Here is a 15587-nt window from a genome sequence, read left to right on the forward strand (position 1 = left end):
GCGGCAGACAGCGAACCCGCCCCAACCCCAACCCCGTCGCCGCTCGCGTTGTGGACCCGCAGGGTCCGAATCGCACCCGCACCAAGCCGCCATCGACACCGCCACCCCGCGCGGCGCGCACCTCAAGCACACGGCGCACCGCAGGCATCAGCAGCCGTCAGTCCTCCCGCCACCGCACATTGGTGAGCAGTAATCAGGTCACGTAGGTGTATGTGATCCGGATATGCGCCCATCTCGATGGGTCGGTGTACTCCCAGGTGCCTTGGACCATGACCTTGGCGGAAATGCCCAGGAGGAGATACCGCAAATCTTGGATGCGGCGATCATCAGGGTCCCTCAAGGTCCCGATCGCGGCGGTCATGATGGCGTCCCGCACTCGGGTGTACCAGTCGTTCCCTACAGACCCGTTCGCCGGCTCCAGCCCGTCATCGGACTGGAAGGAGTACGTGGCGCACCAGCGCCGTGGCGCGCCGGAGGGGGCGAGGATCACGTGCTGAGTCTGCTGGTTCATCATGAGGCCAGCCCGTCGGGCCACTTGTCCGTTGGCAGGAGGACGGTGTTCCCGGGCAGGAAATGACTGTTCATTTTCGCCCGCCCTTCACGAGATCCACGTGGCACGTGATGGCAATCCATGACGCACCGGATGCTGCTTTCTTGTGCCAGCGGCCACCCTTCGCAGTGGCTGCGGTCAACTCGGTGGTGCGGGAGAGATGATTGAGCAGGTACAGCACCTCGCGCTCCATACGCGTCGATCCGCCGGCGCGAGCCGCACACTTGATGATGCCGTACCGGAGGACGAGGAAGTCATCTGCCTCAATGCTGCCGGGAACTGGACCTTCCGGCCCTTTGAACTCCCATTCTGCGGACCAGCTCATAGAGGAAGTGGTGCTCTCTGTGGGGAGGGATATGGGCGGGCCTCCGCTCCAGTTGATCGGCCCAAGCCGGTCGGAACGGGGGCCCTGCTTCTCGGGCTCTCGGGTGAGGGAATCCCCGTAAGGGGCGGACGGAGGAGAGAAGACCTCTTAAGGTCGGGAGCCCGAGAACCGGTCCCCGCACCGGTCCGGCGATTTGACGGTGTGCCGGGGGTGAACGTGGCATCCGGTGCGGGGGGCTTTTATCGCGCCATCAAAAATGGCTGGGATCAGCAGAACGAGCGCGCCGATGGCGCAGGTCGCGCTGACGGACGTCAGCAGAGCAACGCTTCGCGGTTCCTGGCTTCTGCCGCTGCCGTCATCCACAGCTGAATACAAAGTCTTTGCGCCTCGTCAGCCGTCATGATCAAGGTGCCGCCATTGCGGATGCGGATCAGGGCCTGAGTGCCGGGAACCACCTGCATCGTCGGCAGGGCCGCGCCCTTGAACCAGTTCGCGATAGCGGCCCGTAGCTGAACGATCGCCATCTCCGCCTGTGCGGCCGCCAGTGTGCGTCTGAGCGCATCGTCCGCCTCGGCCGCGATGAGAGGGGCCATGGCCTCCAACTGGCCGATGTCCGCTGACCCGTGGCCCGTGGTCGTCGCCGTCACTCCGAGGTTCCCCGCCGCTCCTGGCAATCGTTGCCGCCACTCCGCGTGCGTACGGCCGGGGGTGCCGGTTCGGTTCTGTCGTCCACCGCTTGCGCTACGACCTTGCGCTCTTCGTCGTACACGTACGTACCTCGGGAGTACGTCGTCACATCGCTCACCAGCCTTCATTGCAGCCCACGTTCTGTGATGGGGTCGCTACTCTGTGCGTCAAGAGTCGAGGTCCGGCCAACCTGATGGCTAGGGGTGGCCTGATGACGGCTCAACTGTTTTTACGGGATTCAACTATCCCGGCCACGGAGGGGGATGAGTGCAGTGGGGGCGAAGCGTCGAAATGACAGGATCAATAGGCCGCCCACCCCGCGAGAGGAGTGGGGGGCGCTGGTGGCGAAGCTGCGCCGCGAAGTCGGCCTGAATCAGCGCGAACTGGCCGGCCTGCTCTTTGTCTCTCAGGGGTACGTGGCCTACATCGAGCGGGGCATCAGGTGGCCGCAGGATCTGGATTTCGTGGAAAGGCTGGACAGCAAACTAAAAGCGCGCGATCACCTGGTTGAGACGTACTGTCTGGTGGAGAGAATGGAGAAGGGGGACGCTCCGTATGCTGACTACTTTGCGAAGGCGCTCGCCTTGGAGCCGGAGGCCAGCCGCATCGACTGGTACGGCGGCAGTCTAGTTCCAGGGTTGCTCCAGACCAGGGAGTATGCGACAGCGCTCATCATGGCCGCTTCGCCGTTCTGGTCTCCGGAGAGGGTTAAGAAGGTGGTGGACGAACGGCTGGCCAGGGCCGCCATCCTCGACGCGGAAGCGGGGAATGGTCCACAGGTGCTGGTGATTCTGGATGAAGCCGCCCTGCGGCGTCCGGTAGGGGGCCATGCCGTGATGGCCGACCAGATCCGTCACGTTCTGGCCATGTCGCGCAGGCGTGTCATCGTCCAGGTTCTGCCGTACAGAGCTGGGGCACACCCTCTGCTGGAGGGGCAGATGGTCGTGTTCCGTTTCGATGAAGATCCCCCAATTGTCTATACGGAGGGCTCTGTTTCGGGACAGATTACGGAAGAGAAAGAAGCGGTCGATGCGTGCATCTTGATGTACGATCTCGCCGGAAAGCAGGCGCTCTCACCCGAGGATTCGCAGGAATTTATTACCTCTGTAATGAAGGAGCATGAAGGTAAATGAGTAGTTCGCCTAGGATTGATTTGCGCGACTGCGCATGGCGTAAATCGAGCTACAGTAATGGCCAAGGGGGTGCCTGTGTCGAGATTGCGGACCATCTCCCCGTAATACCGGTTCGGGATAGTAAGGTCCCCGGCGGCCCTGTGCTGATATTCCCCACAGCTGCTTGGAGTGCGTTCGTCTCCTCGATAAAATCCGGAGAGCTGAACGCCTGACTGTTCAGAATGAATCCCCTACCCGGCCTTTCCCAGGGTAGGGGATTTGTCTGTAACGGAAGGGCGTCGGCTCTTACGCAGCCGTTCAGGCGTCCGGAGCGGAAGCCCCCGCCACCCCCACCGGGCACGAAACCCCCGTCCCCCCGATCCCGCAGTACCCCGCCGGGTTCTTGTCCAGGTACTGCTGGTGCTCCGGTTCCGCCGGGTAGAAGGGGCGGTCGTCGGCCGGGAGGATTTCCGTGGTGATGGGGGAGGAGTGGCCCGAGGCGGCGAGAGCCGATTGGTAGGCGGTACGGGAGGACTCGGCCTCGGCGGCCTGAGCCGTGGTGTGGGTGTAGATGGCGGAGCGGTACTGAGTGCCGGTGTCGTTGCCCTGGCGGAAGCCCTGGGTCGGGTCGTGGGACTCCCAGAAGATCTTCAGCAGCGCCGCGTATGACGTCACCGCCGGGTCGTACACCACGCGGACGGCCTCCGTGTGGCCCGTCATGCCGCTGCACACCTCGTAGTACGACGGGTTCGGTGTGTGCCCGCCCTGGTAGCCGACCAGAGTCGTCCATACCCCCGGCGCCTGCCAGAACTTGCGTTCCGCGCCCCAGAAGCAGCCGAGGCCGAAGTCGGCAGTCTCCAGGCCCTCCGGGTACGGGCCCGTGAGCGGCGTGCCCAGGACCGTATGCCGGCCGGTCAGCGTGAAGGCCGGTTCGGGGCGACCCTTGAGCGCCTCCTCCGGCGTGGGGAGGTGGTTCTTGTTGCGGTGGAACAGCATGGAGGCTCCTCGGGACCGGGCAGGCGGGCTCTACAGCGACAACGTTCCGTTGCCGGGCAGCATTCCGAGGCCGTCAGTCGCGCGGCTCAGTCGCGCGGCGGCAGCATCGCCGGGCTTCCCCCCTGCGCCTCCCAGCCCGCCACGGCCAGCGCCCGGTACGCCGCGTATTCGGCCGCCGGACTCGCCCCGTACGACCACGGGACCGCGCCGACATGTCCGTCCACCCGGCGCAGCTGCTCCATCGCCTCCCCATAACGCTCCGCACGCACGAGGAACCACACCAGCAAGTGGCGTACGTGCGGTAGTACCGCATGGTCGGCGGGGGACTGCTGCACGGCGTAGAGCGCCCCGTCGATCGCCCGCGAGACCACCGCACCGCGGTACAGGCCGCGCACCAGGTTGACGTCCGGAAGATGGTCGTGGACCGCGAACAGCGGCAGCGCCGGCAGCAGCGTCTTCTCCGGGGCGGATGCCGCCGCCCGCTCCGCGAAGCCCTCGGCCTGCTCCGCCGAGCCGTGCCACGCAGCGCTCCAGTAGCGCAGCGCCACCAGATGCGCCCCCATGTGGTGCGGCGCGCGCCCCATCACCGTCTCCCACACGGACTGGAACTCGGCCTCGGTCGCCCCCAGCCCCCGTGCGACGCCCAGCTCGACGATGTACGGGACCGGGTCGCCCGGAGCCAGCAGCGCCGCCTCGCCGCAGACCGTACGGGCCTCCTCCAGGATCATGCGGTAGTCCTGCGAGGACGGGTCCCGCAGCGCCTGCTGGAGCAGGAACTGCGCCTGCACCGCCGCGCCGCCCGGGTCCTTCGGGGCCACCACCCGCCAGTGGCGCAGCCACATGCCGCCCGTGCCGGGCGCCTCGGCCAGCTCCATCGCCGCCGCGCCCGCGAGCGTCTGCACCCGCTGCCAGCGCAGCTCGCCCGCCGCGTCCGTACCGGCCAGCAGCCGTGCCGCCGGCTGCCAGTCCTGCGTGCGCCGGGCCTCGTCGAGCGCCGCGAGCAGCTCCGGGTCCGGACCGGGCAGCCGCACGTCGAGCTGGGGCGCGGGCACGAACCCGTACGCCCCCTCGGGGTCGGTCGCGAGCCGCGCGCCCTGTACGGCCTGCTGTCCGGCACGCCTGCGGCGCATCGCGGGGACCGCGACGACCCCGCAGATCATGACGAGGGCGATCAGGATGAACAGAAACTCCATGGGGCGTCCCGTTGAGTGGTCGTAGCGGTCGAAGTGGTCGTAAGCGGTGAACAGGCGGGTGGATAGGTGGAGGGAACAGTTCAACGGACGAAGGCGACGGATCGTTCATCCCCCGGTGACAAGTGAACAGGAGTGTTCCGGGATGCGGGGTACTACCCTCGGGTCAATGAGCGACAAGCACTCACAGCCGCACCCGGCCCAGAGCTTCGAAACCCTCGCGATCCACGCCGGGCAGGAGGCCGACCCGCTGACCGGCGCGGTCGTTCCGCCCATCTACCAAGTCTCCACCTACAAGCAGGACGGTGTGGGAGGACTGCGCGGCGGCTATGAGTACAGCCGCAGCGCCAACCCCACCCGCACCGCGCTGGAGGAGAACCTGGCGGCGCTGGAGGGCGGCAGCCGCGGCCTCGCCTTCGCCTCCGGGCTCGCGGCCGAGGACTGCCTGCTGCGCACCCTGCTGACCCCCGGCGACCACGTCGTCATCCCGAACGACGCGTACGGCGGCACGTTCCGCCTCTTCTCCAAGGTCGTCGAGCGCTGGGGCGTCCAGTGGTCCGTCGCCGACACCTCGGACCCTGCCGCCGTACGGGCCGCGATGCAGCCCCGTACGAAGGTCGTCTGGGTCGAGACGCCCTCCAACCCGCTGCTCGGCATCACCGACATCGCCGCCGTCGCCGACGTCGCGCGCACGGCCGGGGCCCGGCTCGTCGTCGACAACACCTTCGCCAGCCCCTACCTCCAGCAGCCCCTCGCGCTCGGCGCGGACATCGTCGTGCACTCCACGACGAAGTACATGGGCGGCCACTCGGACGTCGTCGGCGGCGCCCTGGTCACCTCCGACTCCGCCCTCGCCGACGAGCTGGCCTTCCACCAGAACGCCATGGGCTCCATCTCCGGCCCGTTCGACTCCTGGCTGACCCTGCGCGGCATCAAGACCCTCGCGGTCCGCATGGACCGGCACAGCGCCAACGCCTCGCGCGTCGCCGAGCTGCTCGTATCGCACCCCAAGGTCACCCAGGTCTACTACCCGGGGCTGCCGAACCACCCCGGCCACGAGACCGCCGCCAAGCAGATGCGCGCCTTCGGCGGCATGGTGTCCTTCCGGGTCGCGGGCGGCGAGGAAGCGGCCGTCGAGGTCTGCAACCGCGCCGAGCTGTTCACCCTCGGGGAGTCGCTCGGCGGCGTCGAGTCGCTGATCGAGCACCCCGGACGGATGACGCACGCCTCCACCGCGGGCTCCGCCCTGGAGGTCCCCGCCGACCTGGTGCGCCTCTCCGTGGGCATCGAGTCCGCCGACGACCTGCTCGCCGATCTGACCCGCGCGCTGGGCTGAGCCGGTAGCGAAAAGGGGCCCCTGTTCGTACGAACTGGGGCCCCCCTTTTTTGTACGAGCGCGCTCACCCCCCTCCAAAGGAGCTCACCACCCCTCCAAAGGAGGGGCAGTGTCCGACGGCGGCGCCACCCACGGATGTACGAGCGCGGCCCACACGCAGAACGCCACCACGGCCACCAGCAGCAGCACCCACCCCAGCCGCCGCAGCGCCCGGCGGCGGCGCAGCAGCCTGCGGCCGCGTTCGGCGGCCCGTACGGCCAGCTCCGGGCGGACCACCGGATGCGGGGTGTCCAGCATCCGGCGGACCTCGTCCTCCTTGCGGTCGTGGACGCTCACGGGGTGGCCATCTCGGCCCGCCGGGGCGCGGGGGCGGTGCTGCGCATCGCGGCGACGGCGCGCGTGCACAGGGCGCGCACGCGCTCCACGGGGAGGCCCAGCTGGGCCGCGGTCTGCTCCTCGGCCACGCCCTCGTACAGCCGCAGGACGAGGACCAGGCGCTCCTGCCGGGAGAGCCGCCCCAGCACCCCGGTACGGGCGGGGCGGCGGTGCCAGGCGGCGTGTGCGAAGCGGGCGGCCAGCTCCTGGCGGGTGCGGTCGTACGGGTCCTCGCCGCGCAGCTGGTCCCAGTCCGCGTACGTACGGGCCAGCGCGGCCGTCAGGAGCCGCTCGGCGGCCTCGCGGTGCGGCTCCTCCTCGCCGGTCAGCAGCGCGGCGGCGTGCAGCAGCCGGCCGCCCGCGCCCCCGACGAATGCCTCGAACTCCCGGGCGCGGCGGCGTTCCCGTGCCGCTTGCCGCTCTCCCACCGTGCCTCCCGTGCCTTTAAGCACACGGCAGGCCGCGCACCGGGTCAAGAGGCGGGACGGGGCGGTCCGGGGGCCGGGTCAGGAGGCCGGCGGCTCCTGGGGGAGCGTGGTGTGGATGACGGACAGCGAGGCGTTGAACCGGGTGAGCAGCGTGGTGAAGGCGTTCCGCTCCTCCTCGGTCCACTCGTCCGTCACGATCGCCATCAGCTCGCGCCGGGAGGTGCGCACCTCCTCCAGCCGCGCGGTGCCGCGCGGCGAGAGCTGGAGGACGACGGCGCGGCCGTCCTCGGGGTGCGAGGTCCGCTTGACCAGGCCGGAGTCGACGAGCGGCGCCACCTGACGGGTGACCGTCGAGGAGTCGATGCCCATGCCCGCGGCGAGCGCCTTGACGCCCATCGGACCTTCCTGGTCGAGCCGGTTGAGCAGCAGGTAGGCGGCGCGGTCCATGGAGTTGCGGGCCTGGCCGACGCCGCCCAGGCGGGTCTGTTCCGCCCGGCGCGCGAAGACGGCCACTTGGTGCTGGAGCGCGTCGAGGACAACGGGGTCGATGGCCGCGGTGGTCTCTGACTCGGGGGTCGCGCCCCGGGTCGCAGCGGTTGTCGTCATGTCCGAAGGAATGGGCATGGCCGGAGGCTCACTTCGTGCGGTGGGCTGAGGATGGGGGACACAGTACGCGGCCCACGGGCCGCCCGTACCAGCGCTGCGCAAACCAATGGTTACGCACGGGCCGCAGCGGTCGCAGGAGGGGCGAGCTGCGAGACTTGCGGCCATGGCCCTACAACTTGGTGACGAGGACGCCCCCGAGGGGGCTCAGCTGCCCGCGATCTCCCTGGACGATGTGCGCAGCGCGCAGAAGATGCTTTCGGGGGTGTCGCGGTCCACCGTGCTGGAGGGCAGCCGCTTCCTGTCCGGTCTGGTCGGCGCCCCCGTGCACTTCAAGTGCGAGAACCTCCAGCGCACCGGTTCCTTCAAGCTGCGCGGCGCATACGTGCGGATCGCCGGGCTCACTCCGGAGGAGCGGGCGGCGGGCGTCGTCGCGGCGAGCGCGGGCAATCACGCGCAGGGGGTGGCCCTGGCCGCGTCCCTGCTGGGGGTCGGCTCGACGGTCTTCATGCCGGAGGGCGCGCCGCTGCCGAAGGTCGCCGCGACCCGCGAGTACGGGGCCGAGGTGCGGCTCCAGGGGCAGGTCGTCGACGAGACGCTGGAGGCCGCGCAGGAGTACGCGCGGCGGACCGGGGCCGTCTTCATCCACCCCTTCGACCACCCCGACATCATCGCGGGGCAGGGCACGGTGGGGCTGGAGATCCTGGAGCAGTGCCCCGAGGTGCGGACCATCGTGGTCGGCATCGGCGGCGGGGGGCTCGCGGCGGGCATCGCGGTGGCCGTCAAGGCGCTGCGGCCGGACGTACGGGTCGTGGGGGTGCAGGCGGAGGGCGCCGCCGCGTACCCGCCGTCGCTGGCGGCCGGGCGCCCGGTGTCGATCGAGGCGCCGACGACGATGGCGGACGGCATAAAGGTGGGACGGCCGGGCGACGTCCCGTTCGAAATCATTGGCGATCTCGTGGACGAGGTCCGTACGGTTTCCGAGGACGAGCTCTCCAGCGCGCTGCTGCTGTGCCTGGAACGGGCGAAGCTCGTCGTGGAGCCGGCCGGGGCGAGTCCGGTGGCCGCGCTGCTGTCGGCGCCGAAGGCCTTCGAGGGGCCCGTGGTCGCCGTGTTGTCGGGGGGCAATGTGGACCCGTTGCTGATGCAGCGGACGCTGCGGCACGGCATGGCCGCCGCCGGCCGGTATCTCTCGCTGCGACTGCGTCTGACGGACCGTCCGGGTGCTCTGGCGGCGCTTCTGGAGGTCTTGTCAGTGGTGGACGCTAACGTCCTTGATGTGAGCCACGTACGGACCGATCCCCGGCTCGGGCTCGCGGAGGCGGAGGTGGAGCTGCACTTGGAGACCAAGGGGCCGGAGCACTGCGTCGAGGTGGGCACGGCTCTGCGGGAGGCGGGCTACAGCGTCCGGGCGTGAGGCTCGCGTATCCGCGCCAGGGGGATGCGCGAGAGGCATTCGCGACGTAGGTGTATCGCGATGTATCGCGTCTGGGGTATGGTCCGGGAGGTGCCGGGCTGATGGCGGCCTTACGGTGGACAAAAGCCGTAGGGCGCGCTAATTCCGGCGAACCATAAAATTCATCGTGGAACCATCCCAAAAACGGGGGTAAATCCATGCCAGGCGCCATTTATGCCGAGGGTCTCGTGAAGACCTTCGGCGATGTGAGGGCACTGGACGGCGTCGATCTCGACGTCCCGGAAGGAACGGTGCTCGGAATGCTCGGCCCGAACGGGGCCGGGAAGACCACCGCGGTGCGGGTGCTCACCACCCTGCTCAAGCCCGACCGCGGCAGGGCCGTGGTCGCCGGTATCGACGTCCTGCGGAAACCCAACGAGGTCCGCCGCTCGATCGGCCTCTCCGGCCAGTTCGCGGCGGTCGACGAGTATCTGACCGGCCGCGAGAACCTCCAGATGGTCGGCCAGCTCTACCAGATGAGCGCCCGCGACTCGAAGGCGCGCGCCGTCGAGCTGCTGGAGCGCTTCCATCTCACCGACGCCGCCGACCGGCCCGCCAAGACGTACTCGGGCGGCATGCGCCGCCGCCTCGACCTCGCGGCCGCCCTGGTCGTCAGCCCGCCCGTGATGTTCATGGACGAGCCGACCACCGGCCTGGACCCGCGCAACCGGCAGCAGCTGTGGGAGGTCATCCGGGAGCTGGTGGCGGGCGGCACGACGCTGCTGCTCACCACGCAGTATCTGGAGGAGGCCGACCACCTCGCGCACGACATCGCCGTCATCGACCACGGCCGGGTCATCGCCCGCGGCACCTCCGACCAGCTCAAGGCCCGTACGGGCGGCGAGCGCGTCGAGCTGGTGGTGCACGAGCGCGAGCACATGACCGCGGCCCAGGAGGTCCTGCGGGGCTTCGGCAAGGGCGAGGCCACGGTCGAGGAGCACATCCGCAAGGTCACCGTGCCCGTCACCGGCGGCGCCAAGCTGCTCGCCGAGGTGATCCGCGAGCTGGACGCGCGCGGCATCGAGATCGACGACATCGGGCTGCGCCGCCCGACCCTGGACGACGTGTTCATCTCCCTCACCGGCCACGCGGCCGAGGCCGACGACGAGACGGCGGCGGCCGACGACGGCGCCGACCCGGACGCCAAGGGGGGCAAGGGGGCCAAGAAGACCAAGGGCGCCAAGGGCACCAAGGGCGTCAAGGGCGTCAAGGACGCCGACGTGAAGGAGGGCGCCAAGTGAGCACCGTCAGCGACGTCTCGGCCCGCGCCGCGATCCCGCAGCCCCGCGGCGGCGTCACCCAGTCCGTCCGGGACTCCCTGGTCGTGGCCAAGCGCAATCTGATCCGGATGATGCGCATCCCGGAGATGGTGATATTCGGACTGATCCAGCCGATCATGTTCGTGGTGCTGTTCAGCTATGTCTTCGGCGGCTCGATCAGCCTCGGCGGCAACACGGACCCGACCATGTACCGCCAGTTCCTGATGGCCGGCATCTTCGCCCAGACCGTCACGTTCGCCACGGCGGGCGCCGGCGCGGGCATCGCCGACGACATGCACAAGGGGCTCATCGACCGGTTCCGCTCGCTGCCCATGGCCCGCGGCGCGGTCCTCACCGGCCGTACGCTCGCGGACCTGGTGCTGACCGCGCTGACCCTGGTGGTGCTGGCGGTCGTCGCGGTGATCGTCGGCTGGCGTATCCACGCCGGGTTCCCGAAGGCGCTGGCGGGCTTCGCCCTGCTGCTCCTGCTCGGATACGCCTTCTCGTGGATCGGCGCGCTGATCGGGCTGTCCGTACGGACCCCGGAGGCAGCCACCTCCGGCGGGCTGATCTGGCTCTTCCCGCTGACGTTCATCTCGAACGCCTTCGTGCCCGCCGACAACATGCCGATGGTGCTGCGGATCATCGCGGAGTGGAACCCGTTCAGCGCCACCGTGCAGGCGGCCCGCCATCTGTTCGGCAATCTGCCGCCGGACTACCCCGTGGCCGCGGCCTGGCCGATGCAGCACCCGGTCTGGGCGTCGCTGATCTGGTCGGTCGTGATCATCGTGGTCTTCCGGACGCTCGCGGTGCGCAAGTACCGCTCGGCGACGGCCTGAGGGCCGCGCCGTACACATACGAGCGCTCGGGCCCCGTACCCGCCTCCGCGGAGGTCGTAACGGGGCCCGAGCGCCGTGTGCTGTCGGTCAGCCCGTGTAGGGCTTGGCGGCGAGGATCTTCACCGTGGCCGTGCGACCGTTCGGCAGCTCGTAGCCGGCGTCGTCGCCGACCTTCTTGCCGTTGACCCCCGTGCCCAGCGGGGACTGCGGGGAGTAGGTCTCGATGTCCGCGCTCGCGTATTCACGCGACGCCAGCAGGAAGGTCAGCGTGTCCTCGGGGTCGCCGTCGAAGGCGATGGTGACGGTCATGCCGGGCTCGACGATGCCGTCGTCCGCCGGGGCCTCGCCGACCTTCGCCTGCTGGAGGAGCTGGGTCAGCTGGCGGACCCGGAGCTCCTGCTTGCCCTGCTCCTCCTTGGCCGCGTGGTACCCGCCGTTCTCGCGCAGGTCACCCTCTTCACGGGCCGCCGCGATCTTCGCGGTGACCTCGGTGCGAGCGGGACCAGACAGGTACTCCAGCTCGGCCTTGAGCTGGTCGTACGCCTCCTGAGTCAGCCAGGTGACGTTGTCGCTGGTCTGGGTCACAGGTGCTCCTCGTCGGTGCTGGGAATACAAATGAACGCCCTACTCAGAAGGGTGCGCCTTCAAAGGTGGGCGAAACCACGAGCCTAACAATTCCGGCCGGAAAGGGGGAGGAGGGAAGCCATATGAAACGCGTCAGCGCAGGTCAACGAGGGGACCGCTGGAACGTCACCCGCTCGTGGCGGACTTGCAGCCGACCAGTTCCGTGGCGGTACCGAGGCCGGTAGTGCGGATCTTGACAAGCGTCGTCAGATGGTCCTCGCGCTCGTTCAGGGTGACGTCCTTGCGGCCGACCTCGGCCTGGTTCTTGTCGAGCGCGCGCACCGTGCACACGGCTGGCGTGTCCCGGTCCTTGCGGACCTCCAGAACCGCCTGCGCGGAGTCGTCGGAGACGATCTTGGAGCGGATCAGCTCGCCGGAGACGTCCGCCGCGCTGATGTGGTGGACGCCGAACCAGACGACGACGCCGACCAGGGCCGCGCCCAGCACCGCGCCGATCACCTTCAGCTTCCGGTCGGCGCGCTGGTCGGCCGACCGGCCGTAGCGCCCGGCGGGCAGCTCCTCGCGCACCGCACCCATGATCGTCCTCCTGGTTGTGGAACCCGGAATGAATCGGGCCCCGCTTCGGTCACTATAGGAGGCATCTCTTTTGACCAGTGACTGAGGATCGAGCCTTGACTGAGCAGCTTCGATTGATGGCCGTGCACGCCCACCCCGACGACGAGTCGAGCAAGGGCGCGGCCACCATGGCCAAGTATGTGTCCGAGGGGGTGGACGTGCTGGTGGCCACCTGCACGGGCGGAGAACGCGGCTCCATCCTCAACCCCAAGCTCCAGGGCGACCCCTACATCGAGGAGCACATCCACGAGGTGCGCGCCAAGGAGATGGACGAGGCGCGCGACATCCTCGGCGTCAAGCAGGAGTGGCTGGGCTTCGTCGACTCCGGACTGCCCGAGGGCGACCCGCTGCCGCCGCTGCCCGAGGGCTGCTTCGCCCTCCAGGACGTCGACGAGGCCGCCGGCGAGCTCGTCCGCCTGATCCGTACGTTCAAGCCGCACGTGATGACCACGTACGACGAGAACGGCGGCTACCCGCACCCCGACCACATCATGACCCACAAGATCTCGATGGCCGCGTTCGAGCGGGCCGGCGACCCCTCCTACTACCCGGAGGCCGGCGCGCCCTGGCAGCCGCTGAAGCTCTACTACAACCAGGGCTTCAACCGGGAGCGCACCCTCGCCCTGCACGAGGCGCTCCTCGCCCGCGGCCTCGACTCGCCGTACGGGCAGTGGCTGGAGCGCTGGAAGGAGTTCGGGCAGCGCGAGCGGACCCTGACCACCTACATCCCGTGCGCCGACTTCTTCGAGATCCGGGACAAGGCGCTGATCGCCCACGCCACTCAGATCGACCCCGACGGCGGCTGGTTCCGCGTCCCCATGGACCTCCAGAAGGAGGTCTGGCCCACCGAGGAGTACGAGCTCGCGCAGTCGCGGGTGCCGACATCCCTCCCCGAGCACGACCTCTTCGCGGGTATCCGCAACAATTGAGTCCATGATGAGCGCGACAGCTTCCCTGGCCGTCACCCACTTGGTGCCGCTCGCCGCCAGTGACCTGGACAAGAACAAGGTCACCCCCGGCGTCCTCGGCTTCATCGTCTTCGCCCTCATCGGCGGAGCCGTATGGCTGCTGATGAAGAGCATGAACAAGCACATGAGGAAGGTGGACTTCGACGAGCCCGCCGGAAGCGGGCCCGCGAAGCCGGCCGAGCGCGGAACCACGGACCCCGCGGAGGGCGGGGCCGGGGCCCCGAAGGGCGGCGCGGCGAAGGGCGGCGCCGCCCAGCGCGAGGCCGCCGCGCAGAGCGAGCCCGCGACCCCCGCCAAGGGCGTCAAGGGCACGAAGGGCGTCTCCCCCGCCTGACGGCTGGTGGCTGACCGTCGGCTGACGGCTGTCGGCTGACCGCTGTCGGCTGAAGGAGGCGGAGAGCACCCCGCCCGCCGCCCCTCCCGTGGCAGCGCCTACCGCGGCAGCACCGCCATCACCTCGCGGGCCCGGCGGCTCGGCACCATGCCGAGTCGCCATGCCTGCCAACCCGTCTCCGGCTCGACGCCGCGCTCCAGCACCAGGGCGAACGATTCCGCGCAGTCCTCCAGCGACGGATCGCCGACCCAGTCCGCGCCGCGCAGGTCCTCCCGCAGCCGGTCCAGCTCCTCCTGGGCGACCGCCACGCCGACCACCGACCCGCCCGGCGACGCGAACGGCAGCAGGGTGCAGCGCAGGAACCGCGCCCAGCTCTCCCCGCGCCGGTCCCCGTACCCCGCGAACAGCGCCGTGGCCTCGTCCACCAGCTCCAGCGCCTGCGACGCCCGGCCGTTGCCGCCGTCGATCACCGCCAGCTCCAGGCACGACCACGCCTCGCCGTGCGGCACCCCCAGCCGGTGGAAGTCCTGCCGGGCGTCCTGAAGCAGCTGCCGCGCGAACCCGCTGTTGCGCAGCGAACCCGTCTTCGCCGCCCGCTGGTCACGGGTCACCCGCGCGCAGTGGTGCCGGGCGCACGCCAGCCCGTACACGTCCCGCATCCGGCTGAACATGTTGCGCGCCCGTTCCAGCGCCCGAACCGCCGCGTCCTGATCACCCCGCTCCTCCAGCGACTGCCCCAGGTAGTACAGCGTCCACGCCTCGCCGCGCGCGTCCTCGTTCTCCCGGTGCCGGGACTGCGCCTGGCGCAGCTGGTCGACGGCGGCCGCGAAGTCGCCCGCCACCAGCCGGGCCCGGCCCAGCTGCGTCAGCGCCCACGAGGCGCCGCGGCCGTCCTGCGTCCGCCCGTACTGGTCGAGCGCCTCGCGGAACTCCTCCTCCGCCGGGCCCACCTCGCCCATCCGCAGCCGCACCTGGCCGAGCTGGAAGTGCGCCCACGCCTGACCGTGCACGCTCTCGCTCTCCCGGTGCAGCTCCAGCGCCTCATGGAGCATCCCCAGGGCCTCGGCTATCCGGGCCCGGTCGCGCTCGACCGCCGCCAGCGCGTGCAGCGTCCACGCCCGGTCGCCTTGCAGCTCCTGGGTGCTCTGGAGATCGAGCGCCTCGCGCAGCTTCGCCGCGGCCTCCTCCAGATTGCCCTGGTGCTGCAAGGTGATACCAAGATCGCGCAGGGCGCGGGCCGCGCCCGCCGGGTGGTGGGCGTCGAAGTACAGGTCCACCACCGAGGACAGCGTGGTGCGGGACTTGTCCAGCTCACCGAGCTGACGGGCGGCGACACCCGTGCGCCACTGCACCGAACGCACCAGCAGCCCGCGGTCCGTGGCCTGCGTCAGCTCGCTCAGCTCGCCCAGCCGGTACAGATCGCCGCGCAGCAGGCAGTAGTCGCACAACGCGCCCAGCAGATGCAGCACCACCGACTGGTCCACGCCCTCCGCGTGCCGCAGCGCGGCCGTGATGAAGGTGGACTCGTCGTCCAGCCAGCGCAGCGCCGCGTCCAGCGACGTGAAGCCGTGCGAGCCGAACTGGTCCGCGCGCGTAGACGTCTTGCCGTCCACCAGCCGTATGACGGAGTCCGCCAGCTCCGCGTAGCTGCGGATCAGCCGCTCCTGCGCGGCGATGCGCTCGCCCTCCTCCTCGTCCTCGCGCAGCCGGGCGAGCGCGAAGTCCCGCACCAGGTCGTGCACCCGGTACCGGCCGCCGCGGACGTGGTCGATCAGCCCCGCGCGGGCCAGCGCCGTCAGCTGCCGGCCGGCCTCCTGCTCACCGGCGCCGAGCAGCGCCGCCGCGGCGGCGGGCCCCAGCGACGCCCGCCCCGCCAGCGCCAGCCGGCGCAGCAGCCGCTGCGCGTCCTCCGGCTGGTCGGTGTAGCGC

Annotated in this window: 19 protein-coding genes; 8 read left to right on the forward strand and 11 right to left on the reverse strand. The window is 69.9% G+C overall.

What is annotated here, in order from left to right; translation table 11 throughout:
* Positions 1 to 193 precede the first annotated feature (193 nt).
* The 3 genes from ACFU99_RS11150 to ACFU99_RS11160 form a co-directional block, all read right to left on the reverse strand.
* Positions 194 to 514, reverse strand: coding sequence for a hypothetical protein (locus tag ACFU99_RS11150; protein WP_384389088.1), 321 nt, complete (start codon positions 512 to 514; stop codon positions 194 to 196).
* A 67-nt stretch (positions 515 to 581) separates the two neighbouring features.
* Positions 582 to 875, reverse strand: coding sequence for a hypothetical protein (locus ACFU99_RS11155; RefSeq protein ID WP_384389091.1), 294 nt, complete (start codon positions 873 to 875; stop codon positions 582 to 584).
* A gap of 311 nt (positions 876 to 1186) precedes the next feature.
* The gene (locus ACFU99_RS11160; RefSeq protein ID WP_384389094.1) at positions 1187 to 1522 is read right to left on the reverse strand and encodes a hypothetical protein; all 336 of its coding nucleotides are present in this window, start codon (positions 1520 to 1522) and stop codon (positions 1187 to 1189) included.
* A gap of 381 nt (positions 1523 to 1903) precedes the next feature.
* Between ACFU99_RS11160 and ACFU99_RS11165 the strand changes: the two genes are divergently transcribed.
* Together ACFU99_RS11165 and ACFU99_RS11170 are read left to right on the forward strand one after the other, a co-directional pair.
* Positions 1904 to 2695 carry a helix-turn-helix domain-containing protein gene (locus tag ACFU99_RS11165; RefSeq protein ID WP_384389097.1) on the forward strand — a complete coding sequence of 264 codons (792 nt, stop codon included), beginning with the start codon at positions 1904 to 1906 and terminating at the stop codon, positions 2693 to 2695.
* Positions 2692 to 2907: a DUF397 domain-containing protein gene (locus tag ACFU99_RS11170; protein ID WP_384389099.1), complete on the forward strand. Its 216-nt coding sequence runs from the start codon at positions 2692 to 2694 to the stop codon at positions 2905 to 2907. The genes ACFU99_RS11165 and ACFU99_RS11170 overlap by 4 nt, the downstream gene beginning before the upstream one ends.
* 85 nt (positions 2908 to 2992) lie before the next feature.
* On the opposite strand, the gene msrA is transcribed toward ACFU99_RS11170, so the two are convergent.
* Both msrA and ACFU99_RS11180 read right to left on the reverse strand, forming a co-directional pair.
* Positions 2993 to 3670 (reverse strand): peptide-methionine (S)-S-oxide reductase MsrA, encoded by a 678-nt coding sequence (msrA, locus tag ACFU99_RS11175; protein WP_384389102.1) that lies wholly within the window; start codon positions 3668 to 3670, stop codon positions 2993 to 2995.
* An 86-nt stretch (positions 3671 to 3756) separates the two neighbouring features.
* A complete protein-coding gene (locus ACFU99_RS11180) occupies positions 3757 to 4863 on the reverse strand; it encodes a hypothetical protein (RefSeq protein WP_384389105.1) in 1107 nt (368 codons plus the stop codon).
* A 166-nt stretch (positions 4864 to 5029) separates the two neighbouring features.
* On the opposite strand from ACFU99_RS11180, the gene ACFU99_RS11185 reads away from it, so the two are divergent.
* Positions 5030 to 6196, forward strand: coding sequence for a cystathionine gamma-synthase (locus ACFU99_RS11185; protein ID WP_384389108.1), 1167 nt, complete (start codon positions 5030 to 5032; stop codon positions 6194 to 6196).
* 84 nt (positions 6197 to 6280) lie between these two features.
* On the opposite strand, the gene ACFU99_RS11190 is transcribed toward ACFU99_RS11185, so the two are convergent.
* From ACFU99_RS11190 to ACFU99_RS11200, 3 genes are all read right to left on the reverse strand, one after another.
* Positions 6281 to 6532 (reverse strand): hypothetical protein, encoded by a 252-nt coding sequence (locus tag ACFU99_RS11190; RefSeq protein WP_384389111.1) that lies wholly within the window; start codon positions 6530 to 6532, stop codon positions 6281 to 6283.
* Positions 6529 to 6999 (reverse strand): sigma factor-like helix-turn-helix DNA-binding protein, encoded by a 471-nt coding sequence (locus ACFU99_RS11195; protein ID WP_384389114.1) that lies wholly within the window; start codon positions 6997 to 6999, stop codon positions 6529 to 6531. Before ACFU99_RS11195 ends, ACFU99_RS11190 begins: the two co-directional genes overlap by 4 nt.
* A 78-nt stretch (positions 7000 to 7077) precedes the next feature.
* Positions 7078 to 7605 (reverse strand): MarR family winged helix-turn-helix transcriptional regulator, encoded by a 528-nt coding sequence (locus tag ACFU99_RS11200; protein WP_384389117.1) that lies wholly within the window; start codon positions 7603 to 7605, stop codon positions 7078 to 7080.
* 163 nt (positions 7606 to 7768) lie between these two features.
* Here ACFU99_RS11200 and ilvA point away from each other — a divergent pair, with 163 nt between their 5' ends.
* The 3 genes from ilvA (at position 7769) to ACFU99_RS11215 (ending at position 11156) form a co-directional block, all read left to right on the forward strand.
* Positions 7769 to 9019 (forward strand): threonine ammonia-lyase, encoded by a 1251-nt coding sequence (ilvA, locus tag ACFU99_RS11205; protein ID WP_384389120.1) that lies wholly within the window; start codon positions 7769 to 7771, stop codon positions 9017 to 9019.
* A gap of 197 nt (positions 9020 to 9216) precedes the next feature.
* Positions 9217 to 10299 carry an ATP-binding cassette domain-containing protein gene (locus ACFU99_RS11210; protein WP_384389123.1) on the forward strand — a complete coding sequence of 361 codons (1083 nt, stop codon included), beginning with the start codon at positions 9217 to 9219 and terminating at the stop codon, positions 10297 to 10299.
* Positions 10296 to 11156 (forward strand): ABC transporter permease, encoded by an 861-nt coding sequence (locus ACFU99_RS11215; RefSeq protein WP_384389126.1) that lies wholly within the window; start codon positions 10296 to 10298, stop codon positions 11154 to 11156. The genes ACFU99_RS11210 and ACFU99_RS11215 overlap by 4 nt, the downstream gene beginning before the upstream one ends.
* 87 nt (positions 11157 to 11243) lie before the next feature.
* On the opposite strand, the gene greA is transcribed toward ACFU99_RS11215, so the two are convergent.
* Both greA and ACFU99_RS11225 read right to left on the reverse strand, forming a co-directional pair.
* Positions 11244 to 11741: a transcription elongation factor GreA gene (gene greA / locus ACFU99_RS11220; protein ID WP_384389129.1), complete on the reverse strand. Its 498-nt coding sequence runs from the start codon at positions 11739 to 11741 to the stop codon at positions 11244 to 11246.
* 165 nt (positions 11742 to 11906) lie between these two features.
* On the reverse strand, positions 11907 to 12317 hold the full coding sequence (locus tag ACFU99_RS11225) for a DUF4307 domain-containing protein (RefSeq protein ID WP_384389132.1): 411 nt from the start codon (positions 12315 to 12317) through the stop codon (positions 11907 to 11909).
* A 95-nt stretch (positions 12318 to 12412) separates the two neighbouring features.
* Here ACFU99_RS11225 and mca point away from each other — a divergent pair, with 95 nt between their 5' ends.
* Positions 12413 to 13285, forward strand: a complete 873-nt coding sequence (mca, locus tag ACFU99_RS11230; RefSeq protein WP_384389135.1) for a mycothiol conjugate amidase Mca — start codon at positions 12413 to 12415, stop codon at positions 13283 to 13285.
* Between the two features lie 4 nt (positions 13286 to 13289).
* Positions 13290 to 13658, forward strand: coding sequence for a hypothetical protein (locus ACFU99_RS11235; RefSeq protein ID WP_384389138.1), 369 nt, complete (start codon positions 13290 to 13292; stop codon positions 13656 to 13658).
* Positions 13659 to 13756: 98 nt separating this feature from the next.
* On the opposite strand, the gene ACFU99_RS11240 is transcribed toward ACFU99_RS11235, so the two are convergent.
* Positions 13757 to 15587 (reverse strand): tetratricopeptide repeat protein (locus ACFU99_RS11240; RefSeq protein WP_384389141.1); only part of this gene is annotated, 1831 nt, incomplete at its 5' end.

The organism is Streptomyces sp. NPDC057654, from assembly GCF_042800135.1.
Taxonomy (GTDB): Bacteria; Actinomycetota; Actinomycetes; order Streptomycetales; family Streptomycetaceae; genus Streptomyces.

Coding starts and splice junctions, on each gene's coding strand:
- ACFU99_RS11155 (WP_384389091.1), bottom strand. CDS start 875: ATGAGCTGGTCCGCAGAATGGGAGTTCAAAGGGCCGGAAGGTCCAGTT.
- ACFU99_RS11150 (WP_384389088.1), bottom strand. CDS start 514: ATGATGAACCAGCAGACTCAGCACGTGATCCTCGCCCCCTCCGGCGCG.
- ACFU99_RS11225 (WP_384389132.1), bottom strand. CDS start 12,317: ATGGGTGCGGTGCGCGAGGAGCTGCCCGCCGGGCGCTACGGCCGGTCG.
- ACFU99_RS11200 (WP_384389117.1), bottom strand. CDS start 7,605: ATGACGACAACCGCTGCGACCCGGGGCGCGACCCCCGAGTCAGAGACC.
- ACFU99_RS11180 (WP_384389105.1), bottom strand. CDS start 4,863: ATGGAGTTTCTGTTCATCCTGATCGCCCTCGTCATGATCTGCGGGGTC.
- ACFU99_RS11210 (WP_384389123.1), top strand. CDS start 9,217: ATGCCAGGCGCCATTTATGCCGAGGGTCTCGTGAAGACCTTCGGCGAT.
- ilvA (WP_384389120.1), top strand. CDS start 7,769: ATGGCCCTACAACTTGGTGACGAGGACGCCCCCGAGGGGGCTCAGCTG.
- ACFU99_RS11185 (WP_384389108.1), top strand. CDS start 5,030: ATGAGCGACAAGCACTCACAGCCGCACCCGGCCCAGAGCTTCGAAACC.
- ACFU99_RS11170 (WP_384389099.1), top strand. CDS start 2,692: ATGAGTAGTTCGCCTAGGATTGATTTGCGCGACTGCGCATGGCGTAAA.
- msrA (WP_384389102.1), bottom strand. CDS start 3,670: ATGCTGTTCCACCGCAACAAGAACCACCTCCCCACGCCGGAGGAGGCG.
- ACFU99_RS11235 (WP_384389138.1), top strand. CDS start 13,290: ATGATGAGCGCGACAGCTTCCCTGGCCGTCACCCACTTGGTGCCGCTC.